Origin of the sequence: Nonomuraea sp. NPDC004580 (assembly GCF_040609855.1) — a bacterium.
Lineage (GTDB): Bacteria > Actinomycetota > Actinomycetes > Streptosporangiales > Streptosporangiaceae > Nonomuraea > Nonomuraea salmonea.
Map to the genome: position 1 here is coordinate 1 of NZ_JBEXLH010000050.1, position 15,028 is coordinate 15,028.

Annotated in this window: 15 protein-coding genes; 6 read left to right on the top strand and 9 right to left on the bottom strand. The window is 71.2% G+C overall.

Going from position 1 to position 15,028, the window contains the following annotated elements; all coding sequences use genetic code 11:
- Positions 1-251 precede the first annotated feature (251 nt).
- Positions 252-557 carry a hypothetical protein gene (locus tag ABZW11_RS34795; RefSeq protein ID WP_355426679.1) on the top strand — a complete coding sequence of 102 codons (306 nt, stop codon included), beginning with the start codon at positions 252-254 and terminating at the stop codon, positions 555-557.
- A 4-nt stretch (positions 558-561) separates the two neighbouring features.
- Here ABZW11_RS34795 and ABZW11_RS34800 read toward each other — a convergent pair whose 3' ends face one another.
- From ABZW11_RS34800 to ABZW11_RS34820, 5 genes are all read right to left on the bottom strand, one after another.
- Positions 562-1,434: a class I SAM-dependent methyltransferase gene (locus ABZW11_RS34800; RefSeq protein WP_355426682.1), complete on the bottom strand. Its 873-nt coding sequence runs from the start codon at positions 1,432-1,434 to the stop codon at positions 562-564.
- 73 nt (positions 1,435-1,507) lie between these two features.
- Positions 1,508-2,278 carry a DUF899 family protein gene (locus ABZW11_RS34805; protein WP_355426684.1) on the bottom strand — a complete coding sequence of 257 codons (771 nt, stop codon included), beginning with the start codon at positions 2,276-2,278 and terminating at the stop codon, positions 1,508-1,510.
- A gap of 94 nt (positions 2,279-2,372) precedes the next feature.
- Positions 2,373-2,855: a CoA-binding protein gene (locus tag ABZW11_RS34810; RefSeq protein ID WP_355426687.1), complete on the bottom strand. Its 483-nt coding sequence runs from the start codon at positions 2,853-2,855 to the stop codon at positions 2,373-2,375.
- Complete coding sequence (locus ABZW11_RS34815) at positions 2,852-4,189, bottom strand: O-acetylhomoserine aminocarboxypropyltransferase/cysteine synthase family protein (protein ID WP_355426690.1); 1,338 nt, start codon at positions 4,187-4,189, stop codon at positions 2,852-2,854. Before ABZW11_RS34815 ends, ABZW11_RS34810 begins: the two co-directional genes overlap by 4 nt.
- 19 nt (positions 4,190-4,208) lie before the next feature.
- Positions 4,209-5,420, bottom strand: a complete 1,212-nt coding sequence (locus ABZW11_RS34820) for a homoserine O-acetyltransferase (protein ID WP_355426693.1) — start codon at positions 5,418-5,420, stop codon at positions 4,209-4,211.
- A 76-nt stretch (positions 5,421-5,496) separates the two neighbouring features.
- Here ABZW11_RS34820 and ABZW11_RS34825 point away from each other — a divergent pair, with 76 nt between their 5' ends.
- The 3 genes from ABZW11_RS34825 (at position 5,497) to ABZW11_RS34835 (ending at position 7,693) form a co-directional block, all read left to right on the top strand.
- Positions 5,497-6,045, top strand: coding sequence for an OsmC family protein (locus tag ABZW11_RS34825; RefSeq protein ID WP_355426696.1), 549 nt, complete (start codon positions 5,497-5,499; stop codon positions 6,043-6,045).
- A 38-nt stretch (positions 6,046-6,083) separates the two neighbouring features.
- Positions 6,084-7,289, top strand: coding sequence for an NAD(P)-binding domain-containing protein (locus tag ABZW11_RS34830; RefSeq protein ID WP_355426835.1), 1,206 nt, complete (start codon positions 6,084-6,086; stop codon positions 7,287-7,289).
- A 95-nt stretch (positions 7,290-7,384) separates the two neighbouring features.
- Positions 7,385-7,693: a YbaB/EbfC family nucleoid-associated protein gene (locus ABZW11_RS34835; RefSeq protein ID WP_355426699.1), complete on the top strand. Its 309-nt coding sequence runs from the start codon at positions 7,385-7,387 to the stop codon at positions 7,691-7,693.
- A 4-nt stretch (positions 7,694-7,697) separates the two neighbouring features.
- Here ABZW11_RS34835 and ABZW11_RS34840 read toward each other — a convergent pair whose 3' ends face one another.
- The 3 genes from ABZW11_RS34840 to ABZW11_RS34850 all read right to left on the bottom strand — a co-directional run bounded on the left by ABZW11_RS34840 (position 7,698) and on the right by ABZW11_RS34850 (position 10,264).
- The gene (locus ABZW11_RS34840; protein ID WP_355426701.1) at positions 7,698-8,648 is read right to left on the bottom strand and encodes a hypothetical protein; all 951 of its coding nucleotides are present in this window, start codon (positions 8,646-8,648) and stop codon (positions 7,698-7,700) included.
- Positions 8,649-8,658: 10 nt separating this feature from the next.
- On the bottom strand, positions 8,659-9,060 hold the full coding sequence (locus tag ABZW11_RS34845) for a hypothetical protein (protein ID WP_355426704.1): 402 nt from the start codon (positions 9,058-9,060) through the stop codon (positions 8,659-8,661).
- 253 nt (positions 9,061-9,313) lie between these two features.
- Positions 9,314-10,264: a teichoic acid biosynthesis protein C gene (locus ABZW11_RS34850; RefSeq protein WP_355426707.1), complete on the bottom strand. Its 951-nt coding sequence runs from the start codon at positions 10,262-10,264 to the stop codon at positions 9,314-9,316.
- Between the two features lie 211 nt (positions 10,265-10,475).
- Here ABZW11_RS34850 and ABZW11_RS34855 point away from each other — a divergent pair, with 211 nt between their 5' ends.
- A complete protein-coding gene (locus ABZW11_RS34855; protein WP_355426709.1) occupies positions 10,476-11,981 on the top strand; it encodes an alkaline phosphatase D family protein in 1,506 nt (501 codons plus the stop codon).
- Here ABZW11_RS34855 and ABZW11_RS34860 read toward each other — a convergent pair.
- Positions 11,971-12,993, bottom strand: a complete 1,023-nt coding sequence (locus tag ABZW11_RS34860) for a zinc-dependent alcohol dehydrogenase family protein (protein WP_355426712.1) — start codon at positions 12,991-12,993, stop codon at positions 11,971-11,973. The two genes, ABZW11_RS34855 and ABZW11_RS34860, sit on opposite strands and share 11 nt — an antisense overlap.
- 181 nt (positions 12,994-13,174) lie before the next feature.
- On the opposite strand from ABZW11_RS34860, the gene ABZW11_RS34865 reads away from it, so the two are divergent.
- Positions 13,175-15,007, top strand: a complete 1,833-nt coding sequence (locus ABZW11_RS34865) for a serine hydrolase domain-containing protein (RefSeq protein ID WP_355426714.1) — start codon at positions 13,175-13,177, stop codon at positions 15,005-15,007.
- Positions 15,008-15,028: the final 21 nt, after the last annotated feature.

Here is a 15,028-nt window from a genome sequence, read left to right on the forward strand (position 1 = left end):
TGATCAGGGTGTGCACGTCGGCCTCGGGGACCGCCCCGCCCGCCAGCGGCTTGGCCAGCGGCTTGACGATGTCGGGCACCAGGTTCAGATCGAGCCCCATCCGCTACGTCTCCGTCCGCGGGAAGCCGGCATCGGCACGCGTTTCCAGGGGGTCCTCCTCCGATCACTTGAAGATCTTCTATCACTCCCGCAGCACGGAACACCACAGAAACCCTTATAAGGGGCGTTCGTCCTCGCTACGCTTCCAGGCTGTGAAGCTCGACGGAGTCGTTTACAGCAAGGCCCAGCTACGCCGGATCGCCACCGGGACGGGCGCCTTGGCCGGCGTCACGTCCAGGACGACCACCCGGTACACGACCGTGAAGAACGCCGTCCACGTCGCGCTCAGCGACGACGAGTACGGCCGCTCCTACTGGGAGGCGCGGGGCCCGCAACTCGAGAACATCGGCATCGGCCTCAGCCTCCTGGCCGATGCCCTCGGCAAGCAGGAGAGCGGGCTGGTGGTCGCGCTGCGCAACTACCGCACCGGCGACGACGCCTCCACCCTGCCCACCTGACGACCTACCGCTGGAAGTGCCAGAACAGCATGGACGGCGTTCCGGCGATCACGGCGTGCGCCGCCTCGGGAGCCAGGTCGCAGAGCGCCCACGGCCACACGTCCCACGGCTCCAGCACGTCGGTACGCTCGCGCGGCTCGCCCGCCGGATGCCTCGGCTCCTCACACCGCCGTACGTGCAGCCCGGCCGCGAGCGCGGCCCGTACGTAGTCACCGACCTGGTGATGGTAGGTGGCCACCCGCGCGGGACGGCCGCCCGGCAGCCGTACGGGCGGCACCACGCCCCGCGCCACCCCGTCGGGATGGATGTCGGCGAGCACCACGTGACCGCCGGGCCGCAGCACCCGCGCGAACTCGGCCAGCACCGGATCAAGCGCCGGCACATGCGTGAGCGCCAGCGAGCAGACCACCAGGTCCACGCACGCGTCGGGCAGCGGCGACGCGGCCAGCTCACCGTGCAGGAACTCCGCGTCGGGCACCCGCTCGCGCGCCCGCGCCAGCATGTCGGGTGAGCCGTCGACCCCGCGCACCCGATGCCCGCGCGCGGCGAGGAGCGCGGCGATCCGGCCGGTGCCGCACGCGGCGTCGAGCGCGTCGCCCGCCGGCAGCCCGCCGACGACCTCCTTGATGAACGGCTCGTCCAGGTCGAACGCGCTGTTGGGCCCGTCGTAGGTGGACGCCCAGATGCGGTAACCCGTCGCGACGTCCACCCGCTCGACCTCGACGGCGGCCCCCGCGAGCCTTTCGTCGTCGAGGAAGGCCCGGATCTCGGCCAGCCGCGCCTCGACGAACGCGCGGTCGTGCCGGCCCGTGTAGGCCCGCATGAGGGCGATGCCCTCCAGGCCCAGCACGTACGCCAGCGGATGCTCGTAGGTCATCAACCCCACGCTAACGACCTGCGTCCAGGGGCGCACCTGATTATCCGGCGGAGGCCGGCGCACACCCCCAGAGTCAGTGGAAGGTGCCGTGGCGGCCGAGGGTGGTGACCGGGGTGGCGCCGGGGCGGGTCCACTGGGCCGTGGGGCGGCTGGTCTCGCCCCACGTCGAGTTCCCCTCGTCGTCCGTACGCCAGTACCAGCACGCGTGCCGCCCCTCCGGCCAGCCCTCGGGCTTGTCCTCCCAGGTCTCGCCGCGCCCGTACGGCGTCATGTCGAGCAGCGCCAGGGACGGGTTGGCGGGCTCGCAGCCCCGGCCCGTCGTCGAGTAGGTGAGGAAGGTGCGGTCGCCGTCGCGCAGGTAGCTGGTGAGGTAGCCCGTCGGCCCGCCGACCGGCCCCTCCACGCCGCGGATGGAGTACCACGGCTGGGTGTAGCCCATGAACGCGACGTACTCGGCCACCTCGTCCCACGCGCCGGGGGTCACGACGGCGTACGAGACGCCGCGCGCGTTGAGGTAGGCGGAGTCCTTGAGGTGCCAGGCCGTGGTGGTGCAGCCCTCGCACTGCCCCTGGGGCGGCGCGCCGTCGTACCACATGTGCTTGTAGACGACGAGCTCGTCGCGCCCCTGGAACAGCTCCAGGAACGGCACCGGGCCGCCCGGCCCGGTGACCTTGACGGACCCGTCGAACTCGACCATCGGCAGCCGGCGGCGGGCGGCGGCGATGGCGTCGCCCTCGCGGGTGTGGGCCTTCTCGCGGACCAGCAGCTCGTCGCGGGCGGCCTGCCAGGTGGCGAGGTCGACGACGGGCGGGCGGCCGGGCTGCGCGGAAGCGCTGGATGTCACGGTGTCCTCCGGTGGTGTGCGGGGTGTCGTCGTACGACTCTGTACGACGCTCACCCGAACAGACCGCAGACCCGCCGGAAACTCATCGGAACGGCTACTGCAGCCCTGACCGGACCGAGGTGATGCGCTGGGTGTTGAAGCCGAGCCAGTGCATCCGCCCGACGTAACGGGCGTGCTCGACCTTGAGGCAGCGGTCCATGATCACCGGCAGGCCGGCCTCCTCGGCGATCCGCGCGCCCTCCTCGTTGATCACCCCGAACTGGCACCACAGCGCCCCCGCACCGATCCGCACGGCCTCGCGGGCGATGCCGGGCAGCGCGTCGGGCGCGCGGAAGACGTTGACGAGGTCGATCGGCACCGGCACGTCGGACAGGCTCGGGTAGCTGGTCTCGCCGAGTATCTCCTTCTCGCGCGGGTTGACCGGGACGACCTGGTAGCCGTGGCGCTTGAGGTAGTAGCCGACGAAGTTGCTGGCCCGCAGCTCGTTGCCGGACAGGCCGACGATCGCGATGCTCCTGGTGGCGTGGAGGACCCGCTGAATGGTCAGCGGGTCCTGGTAGCGGGTGAGGTCGGTCATGCCGTCTCCTCCTTGGTGCCGATCGTCGCGGCGACGCGGGCGAAGCCCTGCTCGAGATCCCAGATGAGGTCGGTGACCGACTCGGTGCCGACCGAGAGCCGCACCGAGCCGGGCCCGACGCCCGCGGCGGTCAGCTCGTCGTCGCTGAGCTGGCGGTGGGTGGTGCTGGCGGGGTGGATGACCAGGCTCTTGGCGTCGCCGACGTTGGCCAGGTGGGACCAGAGCGACAGGCCGCTGATGAGGCCCTGCCCGCCGGCCCGGCCGCCCGCGCACTCGAAGGAGAACACCGCCCCCGCCCCGCGCGGCAGGTATTTGTCCACCAGCGGGCGGTATGTGCTGCCCGGCAGGCCGGGGTAGCTGACGTTGGAGGCCAGCTCGTGGCCGTCGAGGAACTCGGCGACCTTGCGCGCGTTCTCGACGTGGCGCTCCATGCGCAGCGACAGCGTCTCCAGGCCCTGCAGGAACAGGAACGCGTTGAACGGCGACATCGCCGCGCCCAGGTCGCGCAGCGTCTCGGCGCGCAGCTTCATCAGGTAGCCGTACATGCCGAACGTCTCGTGGAAGCGCAGCCCGTGGTAGGCGGGCGACGGGTCGGCCACCACCGGGAAGCGCCCGTTGGACCAGTCGAACGTGCCGGCCTCGACGACGACCCCGCCGATGCTGGTGCCGTGGCCGCCGATGAACTTGGTCGCCGAGTGGATCACGATGTCGGCGCCCCACTCGATGGGCCGGCACAGGTACGGCGTCGCGAACGTGTTGTCCACGATCAGCGGCAGCTCGTGCTCGTGCGCGATGGCCGCCACGGGCTCGATGTCGAGCACGTTGCCCGAGGGGTTGCCGATCGTCTCGGCGAAGAACGCCTTGGTGTTGGGCTGCACCGCCTTGCGCCAGGCGTCGGGGTCGTCGGGATCGACCCAGGTCAGCTCGACGTTCATCTTGCGCAGCAGATGCTTGAGCTGGTTGACGGTGCCGCCGTAGAGCGCCGACGACGACACGACGTGGTCGCCCGGCTCCAGCAGCGTGAACAGCGCGGCGGCCTGGGCGGCGATGCCGCTGGCGAACGCCACGGCGCCGCTGCCGCCCTCCAGGTTGGCCACCCGCTCCTCGAACACGGCGACCGTGGGATTCATGATCCGGGAGTAGGTGTTGCCGTATTCCTGGAGGTTGAAGTACGCCGCCGCGGACTCGGGGTCCTCGAAGACGTAGCTGGTGGTCTGGAATATCGGTACGGCACGCGCCCCCGTGTTGGGGTCGGGCCGCTGCCCGGCATGCAGCTGCCGGGTCTCGAACCCGAAGGCGCGGGCCTGCTCCTGACGGGGGTGTTGCTCGGTCACCAGTGCCTCTTCCTCGACGTCACCCGGCCCCGCCTCGGGCAAGGAACCGGCGGATGATGGGCGTCTGCCGCGCTTCTTCCAGCAGGAAGCAGTCGTGGCCGTACGGCGCGTCGATCACCTCGAACTCTACCGGCTTGCCCAGGGAGCGCAGCGCCCGGTCGATGTCCTGCGAGGCCGCCGGCGGGTAGAGCCAGTCGGAGCTGAACGCGATCAGCAGCGTCCGCGCCCGCACGTCCTTGAGCGCCCGCTCCAGCGACCCGCCGCCGTGCTGCCTGGCGAGGTCGAAGTAGGTCAGCGCGCGCGAGATGTAGAGGTAGGTGTTGGCGTCGAAGCGCTTGACGAACGAGTCGGCCTGGTGGCGCAGGTAGCTCTCCACCTCGAACTCAGGCTCGGTGATCGTGTAGCGCAGGTCGTCGGCGAACTGCAGCCGCCGGGCGAACTTCTCCTCCAGCGCGGGCGCCGACAGGTAGGTGATGTGGCCGACCATCCGGCCGATGCCCATGCCGGCGTCGGGGGCGCGGCCGGTGCCGTAGTAGTGGCCGCCCTGCCAGGCCGGGTCGCGCATGATCGCTTCGCGGGCGATGGCGTTCCACGCGACGCCCTGCGGGTGCAGCGCGTGGGTGCTGGCGATGGCCACGACGGCGTCGACCTGGTCGGGGTAGCTGATCGCCCACTCCAGTGCCTGCATGCCGCCGAGCGAGCCGCCGGCCACGGCCGCGAGCCGCTCGATGCCGAGGGCGTCGAGAAAGGCGCGCTGGGTGCGTACCATGTCGCCGACCGTGATGACGGGGAAGCCGGACCCGTAGGGGCGGCCGGTGGCGGGGTCGGCCGAGGACGGGCCCGTGGTGCCGCGGCAGCCGCCGAGCAGGTTGGTGGAGATCACGAAGTAGCGGTCGGTGTCGAACGCCTTGCCGGGGCCGATCATGCCGTCCCACCAGCCGAGCCCCTTGGCGCTCGACCCGTCGCGCTCCTCGGCGCCGAAGCCGTCGCGGGTCCCCGACTCGGGCGGCGCCTTGGCCACGCCCGCCGCGTGGGCGTCGCCGCTCAGCGCGTGGCAGACCAGGATGACGTTGTCGCGCTCGGGGGAGAGGGTGCCGTAGGTTTCGTACGCCACCCGCACGGGGTGCAGCTCCCTGCCGCAGTCGAGCCGTACGGGGTCCGGAAGGTCGAGGTGGAACGTTTCGACGACGCCCACGGAGCCGGCCTCGGACGTTCTCGCTGGCTGCGACATGGGGCTTATGGTAGCCGCCACTGCCGGTATATGGTCAAATACCTACCGGAATACCCGGAAGCGAAGGGCGAGAGGTATGACCACGGTCACCAACGGTGTCAACGTGCAGGCACTGCTCGAAGCGCGCGAGGCCTTGAAGGGTGCGCCGGAGGCCGCCCAGTTCGTCTGGCGGGCCTCCTCCAAGTGGCAGAACGGCGTGCACAGCACGACGACGGTCAAGGAGTTCTTCGGCCTCGGCGAGGAGCGCAGCCACCGCAAGGAGGCGGTCTTCGACGCCGACCACCCCGAGGTCTTCGCGGCCGAGGACAACGGCATCACCCCGATCGAATACCTGCTGGTCGGCCTGGCGAGCTGCCTGACCGCCGGCGTGGCCTCCGTCGCCCAGAACCGCGGCATCCAGCTCCGCTCGGTCGAGGCCAAGCTGGAGGGCGTCCACGACATCCGCGGCATCCTCGGCGCCGACAGCGACGTGCGCAACGGCTTCAAAGACATCAAGGTGACGTTCGAGATCGACGCCGACGCCTCGCGCGAGGACATCGAGGCACTGGTCGCCCAGTCGCAGAAGCGCTCGGCCGTCTTCGACGCCCTCACCAACCCGACGAACGTCACCGTCGAAGTCGCCTGAGGGAGCCAAGCATCATCGAACGGGTCACGACGGTCGTCATCGGCGCGGGGCACGCCGGCCTCGCCGCCTCGCACTTCCTGCGCGCGCGCTCGATCGATCACCTGGTGATCGAGCGCGGCGAGGTGGCCAACTCCTGGCGGCGCGAACGATGGGACTCCTTCCGGCTGCTCACCCCCAACTGGCAGAGCCGCCTGCCGGGCCTGGCCTACGACGGGCCCGACCCCGACGGCTACCTGACCACGAAGGAAGTGACGCAGTTCATCGAGCGGTTCGCCGCGCTCACGGGGGCGCCCGTGCGCACCGGGACGACCGTCACGTCCGTACGGCCGTCCGGTGACGGCTACCACGTCACCACGGACCGCGGCGAGATCGCCTGCCGCACGGTGGTGATCGCCAGCGGCGCCTGCAACCTGCCGTCGGTGCCGTCCTTCGGCGCGGCGGTGCCGCCGCGGGTGAAGCAGCTCACGCCGTACGACTACCGCGAACCGGACCGGCTGCCCGAGGGCGGCGTGCTCGTCGTCGGCGCCTCGGCGACCGGCGTGCAGCTGGCCGCCGAGCTGCGCGCCTCGGGCCGGCCGGTCACGCTCTCGGTGGGCGAGCACGTCCGGCTGCCCCGCACCTACCGCGGGCGCGACGTGCTGTGGTGGATGGACGCCTCCGGTGTGTGGGACCAGCGCCACGACGAGCTGGACGACCTGACCAGGGCGAGGCGGCTGCCGTCGCCCCAGCTCGTGGGCACGCCCGAGCGGGCCACGCTCGACCTCAACGCGCTGACGGCGATGGGGGTCGAGCTGGTGGGCCGCTGGGCCGCCCTGCGCGACGGGAAGGCGCTGTTCTCCGGCGGGCTGCGCAACGTGTTCTCGCTGGCCGACCTGAAGATGAACCGGCTGCTCGACACGTTCGACGCATGGGCGCGCGACAGCGGCCGCGACGATGAGGCGGGGCCGCCCGAGCGCTTCGAGCCGACCCGGGTGCCCGCCTCCGCGCGCTGGCAGCTCGACCTGAACTCCGGCGAGATCGCCACGATCATCTGGGCGACCGGCTTCCGTCCCGACTACGGCTGGCTGGACGTGCCCGTGCTCGACGAGAAGGGTTTCCTGCGCCACGACGGCGGCGTGGTGGAGGCGCCGGGGCTGTACGCGCTGGGCCTGCCGGTGCTGCGGCGGCGCAGGTCGACGTTCATCAACGGCATCGAGGAGGACGCGCGGGAGGTGGTCGCGCACCTCGCCGCCCACCTGGCGTAACGGGCGTGACCGGAGGGGGATGTCCGTTCTCACACCCGCTGATGCCCGATATTTACCCATTGCCACCTATATGGGTGTTCTGTAGATAATGCGGGATGGCAGAACGCGATCCACGGACCGGAGACCCCCAACTCGACCGGGTCATGGCGGAGTTCAAGGCGAACTCGCGCGAGCTCTCCGACGTCATGGGCCTCGTCGGCGACGTCGCCGGTGAGGCGGCGAGCCCCGACGGCAAGGTCAGGGTGCGCGTCACCGCGTCGGGCCAGCTGACCGGCCTGCAGATCGACCCCCGTGCGATGCGGCTGGGCTCGCAGGAACTGGCCGAGGCCATCCTGGATGCCTCGCGGCGCGCTGCGGAGGACGCGGCCCGCCGCGTCATGGAGGTCACCCGCCCCTACCTGTGAGGCGTCAGACGCGGGGGATGAGGCTGCGGGTGCCGTGCACGATGAACTTCTGGTACATCTCCTCCTCGGTCAGCCCGTGCTCGGTGCCCGGCAGCGGGTTGTCGCCGTGCTGGACGTCCATGGTCATCGAGTACGCCGTCGAGGCCGTCATCCTGGGCAGGAAGCTGCCGGTGTTCAGCGTCACCCCGTTCGGCAGCTCGACGTTCTGGGCGACCGCGCGCAGGCCCGGCACCTTGGCCATCAGCGCGGAGCCGCCGTCGACCGCGCTGTCGAAGATCATGTTGGCGTAGAAGTGCTCGCTGAACGTCGTGAGGTTGTGCTCCAGCGACTGCACATGGTTGCCCGACATGTCGGTCTTGATGCCGCCCAGCTTGTTGACGGCCAGCGGCAGCACCACCTGTCCGGTGGCGTAGGTGGCGCTGTCGAGCACCCAGTACAGCCACGTCGGGATCAGCATGGCGATGAACCAGTGCGCGGTCTGCTGGAACAGCAGCGCCTGCCGCTTCATGATCGCCTGGAAGATCTTCCAGGTCAGCACCTGATAGCCGATCGTGAACATCATGTCCACGGTCAGGATGTAGCACAGCACCTTGATCGCGTGGTTGACCTTCTCGATCACGTCGGCGTAGGCGCGGCAGGCGACGGCGGCCTTGCGGTGCCTGAGCGACACCTCCAGGACGACGGGGCCGTACTCCTCGGTCCAGAACTTCTTGAACTGCGAGACCGCCGGGCCGGCGCTGGTGGTCCACACGGCGGTGGCGGCCGCGTTCGCGGCCCTGAAGTGCTCGTCGATGGCGTCGGCGACGTCGTCGAGGACGTCGGCCGCCTGCCTGATCGTGGCGGGGTCGCCTTCGAGGTAGGAGATGCCGAACAGGGCCTCGGGCGCCAGGATGCCCGCCGCACCGGCGCCGGCCATCCCGCCCGCCGCGACCTTGGCCGCGAGTCCGATGGGCACGCGCGGCTCCTCAGTCGCGCTCTACGGGAGTGGACGGCACGGCGAGCGGCCGGTCCTCGCGCTCCGCGAACTCCTTGAGCGCCTTGAGGTGCTCGTTCTTGACCATCATGCCGGCCCACTCGGCGTCCTTGACGTTCGAGCTCATCGCCACCACGGCGTCCCCGACGGCCTTGTACGACTCCGTCAGGTTGCGCAGCGCGGTGCCCAGGTCGTCGCAGGCGGCGTCGAAGCCGGGGTGGCCGTCCTGGCCGCGGCGGAAGATGCGGGCCGCCTCGTCGCTGCCGGGGTTGCCGAAGTAGGGGACCAGCGGCCCGAGCATCTGCCAGGTCCTGTTCACGGCCTCGCCGAACTCGCCACCGCCGTCGTGGATCGCCCGGCCGCTCTTCCGCATGCTCGAATGATCGATGTCCACGTGGTCTCCTCCCCGTCCAACGCCTGAGCGGCCAGTCTCTGCACTCTTCGTTTCGGTCAGATGACCATTTGGTTGCCGTTCGTGCAGTTTGATGACCGAAAGAGCCTTGTGATGCCTGGTCAGAGAGCCGGCCGCGCTGGTGGAGGGCATCTCCGCCCGATGGCGGACTACGTCCAGCGCTGGAACGACGACACCGACGCCCCGGACTGAACCGAAGGGGCCGGGCGATGATCCGCCCGGCCCCTTCAACGGGTCAGATCAGTTCGCTCTTGTAGAAGATGCTGGCCACCCGGGCCCCTGACCCGCCCGACGCCAGCCCCAGGCACAGCCGGGGACGGCCGGCGGCGATCTGGATGCCCATGCCCTCGGGCTCGCGGAAGTCGAGTGACCGGCCCGCCTCCGTGCGGGCCCGCTGGACCTGCTCGCCGGTGCGCAGGTCGAAGCAGGTGACGTGGGCGTTGCCCGGCGGCGGGTTGCTGTCACTGTAGGCGGTGCCGTCCAGCATGTAGGCGAAGTTCCCGTAGACGGCGTACCCCTGGAAGGTGCCGAGCCCGCCCGGCTGGGCGACGTGGAAGATCGGTTCGTACCGGCCCGCCGTGAACTGCCCCAGGGGGTAGACGGCGTAGCGGAAGGTGCCGTTGTCGTTGTAGCGCATGACGATGCGGTTGGTGGAGGGGTCGATCGTGCAGGTGACGTTGCGGACCCCGGCGATCGGCTCGTGCTTGGTGAGCTCCGGCGACGAGGGGGTCAGCGTCCGCCCGTCGACGAACCTGAACCGGGCCAGCTTGGTGCCGCGCGAGCTGGTGCCGTCGGGGATGCCGTCCGTCTCCGTCCACAGGTACGCCGACGTGCCGGACGGCTCCACCCCGCACTGCACGCCGTGCCCGAACCCCATGAGGTACATGTGTCCGAGGATCGTGCCGGACAGGCTGAGCTTGGTCAGGCAGAGGTCGCCGGCCGCGTTGGAGCCGGAGCCGTTCTTCACCTGCAGCGTGTAGATGTGGCCGTTGCGGTTGTCGAAGGCGAAGGACTGCAGGACGGTCTCGTCGTACAGGGCCTTCTTCCAGATGAGGGAGGTCGAGGGGGCGGTGAGCTGGAAGCGGCCTTCCGCGGCGAGCGCCGGCCGGGAGGCCAGCGCGGCGGCAGCGGCCGTACCTGCGCCGATGGTGAAGAGGCTCCTACGGGAAACGTTTACAGGGGGCATGCGTAACGGTCACCTTCCTGAACTGGAAGCCGAGCGGACAGGCGCGCCGTCAGGTTAACACCGGGGTGTCAGGGGGGCGAGGGGTCGGAGTTATATCCGTAACTTACGTGACATACACGGCGAAAGAGGTCGGGGTGGAGTGCCCAGATCTCGGATGACTGGCGTGTCATCGTCCGCATAGGCGGTGGTCACGGCAATCATGCTGGCTGTGTTGAGCAGGAGGTCCTTCCTGGCGGCGGGGTTCACGACCGGCCTGCCGTCCCTGGTGCCGTCGGCCGGATTCGGCGAGCCGTTCACGCTCGGCGTCGCCAGCGGCGACCCCGACCCGGGCGGGTTCGTGCTGTGGACGCGGCTCGCGCCGGACCCGCTGGCCGAGGACGGGTTCGGCGGGATGCCGCAGGAGCCGGTGCCGGTCCAGTGGCAGGTCCTCGCCGACCCGGCGGGCAGGACCGTCGTCCGCAGCGGCACTGAACTGGCCGTCCGCGACTGGGCGCACAGCGTGCACGTCACGGTGACCGGGCTGCGGCCCGGCCGCCCGTACTGGTACCGCTTCAAGGCCGGCCCGTACGTCTCGCCCACCGGCCGCACGCTCACCGCCCCCGCCCCCGGCACGACCGGCCGCCCGCTGCGCATGGCGGTCTGCTCCTGCGCCAACTACCAGCACGGCTACTTCACCGCGTACGCCGCCATCGCCGCCGAACAGCCCGACCTCGTGCTCAACCTCGGCGACTACATCTACGAGCAGGGCAGCGACCACCTGCTCGGCCCCGGCGGCAACGTCCGCGACCACGGCGGCCCCGAGGCCGTCACGCTGGCCGACTACCGGCGCCGGCACGCCCTCTACAAGTCCGACCCCGACCTGCGCGCCGCCCACGCGGCCGCGCCCTGGGTGACCGTCATGGACGACCACGAGGTGGTCAACAACTGGACCAACCTGATCCCCGCCGAGCGCCGCCAGGCCGCCTTCCGCGCGTACTACGAGCACCTGCCGCTACGCCCCGCCGCCCGCCCCGGCGGCACCGCCGTCCAGCTCTACCGGCGGTTGCGGTGGGGCGGCCTGGCCACCCTGCACGTGCTCGACACCCGCCAGTACCGCGACCCGCACCTGTGCGGCGCCGGCTTCAGGGACTGCCCGGCGCCGGACGGGCCCAGCCGCACGATGCTGGGCCTGGACCAGGAGCAGTGGCTGCTCGACGGCTTCCACCGCTCGCGCGCCCGCTGGGACCTCGTCGGCCAGCAGGTCTTCTTCGGCCAGCGCGACCGCGACCCCGGCCCGGGAAGGCTCGTACGCCAGGACGCCTGGGACGGCTACACCGCCGCCCGCATGCGCGTCAGCGAAGGGTGGGTGGAGGCCGGCGCGCGCAACGTCGCCGTGCTGACCGGCGACGTGCACGCGCACTGGGCGGGCGACCTCGTCCTCGACTACGACGACCCCGCGGCCGGCCCGATCGGCGCCGAGTTCGCCGTCACCTCGATCACCACCGGTGGCGACGGCACCGACGTCGACCCGGTCACCGACCCGCTGCCGGCCGTCAACCCGCACCTGAAGCTGCACCTGCGCCACCGCGGCTACCTGATGCTGGAGGTCACGCCGAGCACGCTGACCGCCGCCTTCAAGATCGTGCGCTACGTCAGCCGCCCCGGCGCGACCGCCGAGACCGCGGCCACCGTACGCCTGCACGACCGCGTCCCCGGCCTGGGCGCGGCTACGGCGTGAGGAGCACCTTGACGGCGCGGCGCTCGTCCATCGCCCGGTAGCCCTCGGCGGCCTGCTCCAGCGGCAGGGTCAGGTCGAAGACCTGCCCGGGGTCGATGGCGCGACGCCAGATGAGGTCGATGAGCTCGGGCAGGTACTCGCGTACGGGGGCCGGGCCGCCGTGCAGGTGGACGAGGGAGAAGAACAGCTCGTCGCCCGGCAGCGCCACGTCGTGGGCGTACCCGACGAACCCGATGTGGCCGCCGGGCCTGGTGGAGCGGATGGCCTGCGTCATCGAGCTCTGCGTGCCGACCGCCTCGACGACGCTGTGGGCGCCGAGCCCGTTCGTCAGCTCCATGATCCGCGCCACGCCCTCGTCGCCGCGCTCGGTCACGATGTCGGTGGCGCCGAACCGGCGGGCCAGCTCCTGGCGGGGCGCGTGGCGGCTCATCGCGATGATCCGTTCGGCGCCGAAGTGCCGGGCGGCCAGCACCCCGCACAGCCCGACCGCGCCGTCACCGACGACCACCACGGTCTTGCCCGGCCCCGCCGCGGCGGCGACGGCGCCGAACCAGCCGGTGCCCAGCACGTCGGAGGCGGCCAGCAGGCTCGGGATCAGCTCGGGCTCGGGCACGCCGGGGGTGGCGACGAGCGTGCCGTCGGCGAGCGGGATGCGGGCGTACTGCGCCTGGGTGCCGATCGAGCCCATCAGGACACGGTTGACGCAGCCGCTCTGGTAGCCGGCCCGGCAGATCTCGCAGGTGTTGTCGGAGGCCCAGAACGAGCCGACCACGAACTGGCCCGGCCTGAGCGTGGTGACCTCGGGGCCGACCTCCTCGACGACGCCGACGTACTCGTGGCCCATGGGAGCCGGGTCGCCGTCCTCCTCCAGGCCCCGGTAGGGCCACAGGTCGGAGCCGCAGATGCAGGCCGCGGTCAGGCGGATGATCGCGTCGGTGGGCGCGACGATCTCCGGGTCGCCGCGCTCCTCGACCCGGACGTCGCCGGGACCGTGCAGCACTGCTCCGCGCATCGTGGCTCTCCTTCCGACGTTCTCCCGTACGCCTTCCTTGTTTCCGCACGCGGCCGTCCGGTGGCCGGGAAAGGCGAAGTTTGGGCTGTTCGAGGGGCTTCGCCGACCTGCGCGTGACAGATGCCGGGAGCGGGCGCCCCGCCCAATAGGATCATGGTCCGCCCTGAATGGAGTCATTGTGATGGATCGTCGTCGTTTCCTGGCCCTGGCCGGCGCCGCCGCAGGTGCGGGCGTCGCCGCCCCCGCGTACGCCGCCGGCTACCCCACTTACGACAGCGGCGTCCCCGCGGAGGCGCACGGCAAGCTCGGCGAACTGGCCCCGTACGGCATCACGGCGCTGGCCTTCACGCCGTCCGGGGGCTGGGTGATCGTCACGCAGGACCGCCGCTACTTCGCCCGCGGCATCCCCGACGCCTGCTTCACCGAGCTGAGCGCGCTCGTCAAGTCCGGCCGGCGCATCCACTGCGTGGCCTTCCCGCCCGAGGGCGGCGACCGCTGGGTCATCACCACCGACAAGGGGCTGTCGGCGCGCGGACTGCCCGAGGAGTGCCGGCAGCGCATCGCCGCCTCTTACGACGCCGGGCAGCAGGTCGTGTCCGTCGCGTTCCCGCCGGCCGGCGGCAACCGCTGGGTCGTGGCCGCCACGAACGGCTTCTACGCGCGAGGCGTGGACGACGAGTGCTACCAGATGATGCGCAACCTGACGCAGGGCGGGCGGCGCGTCACCCACATCGCCTTCCCCAAGGCCAAGGGCTGGGTGGTCGTGGCGCAGGACGAGTATTTCGCGCGCGGCATCCCCGACGCCTGCTTCACCCGCATGAACACCCTGAACGGCGGCGGCTGGCAGGTGCACGCCCTGGCCTTCGCCCCCTCGGGCGGCTGGGCGCTCGCCACGCGCGGCAAGGTGCCGTCCCTGCCCGCCGACCGGGTCAGGCAGGTCGAGAACGCGGTCGCGGGCGGCACGATCTGGCAGCGGATGAGCGCGTACAAGACGCCCGGCGTCTCCGTCGCCGTGGTCACCGGGAACAAGATCACCTGGTCCACCGGCTACGGCTGGCTGGAGGCCGGCAGCGGGGCGGCGACCCACCCCGAGACGGCCTTCCAGGCCGCCTCCATCAGCAAGGCGGTCGCATCCGTCGGCGTGCTTCGCCTGCTGCAGACCCAGAAGATCGCCCTGAACGCGGACGTCCGCCCCCTCCTCAACTGGACCCTGTCGCGCCGCTCCTGCCTCACCTCGACCGCCGTGCCGACCATCGACCGGCTGCTCACCCACCGCGCCGGCGTCATCGGCCGCGGCTCCACCTCGCCCGCGGACGTCTGCTCCGGCTTCGACGCCGGTGGCGGCGGCTTCGCCGGCTACGGCCCAGGCGCCACCGTGCCGACGCTGCTGCAGGTCTTGAACGGCGCGGGCAACTCGCCGAAGATCGAGCTGACCACCGCGCCCGGCGCCGAGTACCACTACTCCGGCGGCGGGTTCGTCCTGCTGCAGCGCATGGTGGAGGAGCAGAGCGGCAAGCCGTTCGACCAGTACATGACCGAGCAGGTCCTCACCCCGCTCGGCATGAAGACCAGCTCGTACGCCGCGTCCCCCGGCTTCGAGCTGGCCGCGGGACACACGACCACCGGCGCCGTCATCGCCGGCAAGCGCAACCGCTACCCCGAGTCGGCCGCCGCCGGCCTCTACACCACGGTCCTCGACCTGAGCCGCCTCATCTCCTACCTCAACCGGGCATGGAAGGCGTCCGGCGACATCGCGGGCCCGCTGACCAGGGCCTCGGTGCGTACGCTGCTCAGCCGGGGCCCGCAGCCCGGCATGGGCCGCGGCCTGTTCATCGCGAACGCCGGCACGAACCGCTTCTCCTACACCCACGACGGCTCCAACTACGGCTTCAGGTCGCTGTTCCAGGGCTATCCGGAGCTGGGCGCCGGTTACGCGGTGCTCGCCAACGGCAGCGACACGGCCCTGGTGACCGAGATCGGCGCCGCCATCAGGAAGGTGTACGGCTGGTCGTGACCGTACGCGCTGGATTCCTCC

Coding starts and splice junctions, on each gene's coding strand:
- ABZW11_RS34800 (WP_355426682.1), bottom strand. CDS start 1,434: ATGACCTACGAGCATCCGCTGGCGTACGTGCTGGGCCTGGAGGGCATC.
- ABZW11_RS34810 (WP_355426687.1), bottom strand. CDS start 2,855: ATGACCGACCTCACCCGCTACCAGGACCCGCTGACCATTCAGCGGGTC.
- ABZW11_RS34820 (WP_355426693.1), bottom strand. CDS start 5,420: ATGTCGCAGCCAGCGAGAACGTCCGAGGCCGGCTCCGTGGGCGTCGTC.
- ABZW11_RS34825 (WP_355426696.1), top strand. CDS start 5,497: ATGACCACGGTCACCAACGGTGTCAACGTGCAGGCACTGCTCGAAGCG.
- ABZW11_RS34835 (WP_355426699.1), top strand. CDS start 7,385: ATGGCAGAACGCGATCCACGGACCGGAGACCCCCAACTCGACCGGGTC.
- ABZW11_RS34850 (WP_355426707.1), bottom strand. CDS start 10,264: ATGCCCCCTGTAAACGTTTCCCGTAGGAGCCTCTTCACCATCGGCGCA.
- ABZW11_RS34860 (WP_355426712.1), bottom strand. CDS start 12,993: ATGCGCGGAGCAGTGCTGCACGGTCCCGGCGACGTCCGGGTCGAGGAG.
- ABZW11_RS34865 (WP_355426714.1), top strand. CDS start 13,175: ATGGATCGTCGTCGTTTCCTGGCCCTGGCCGGCGCCGCCGCAGGTGCG.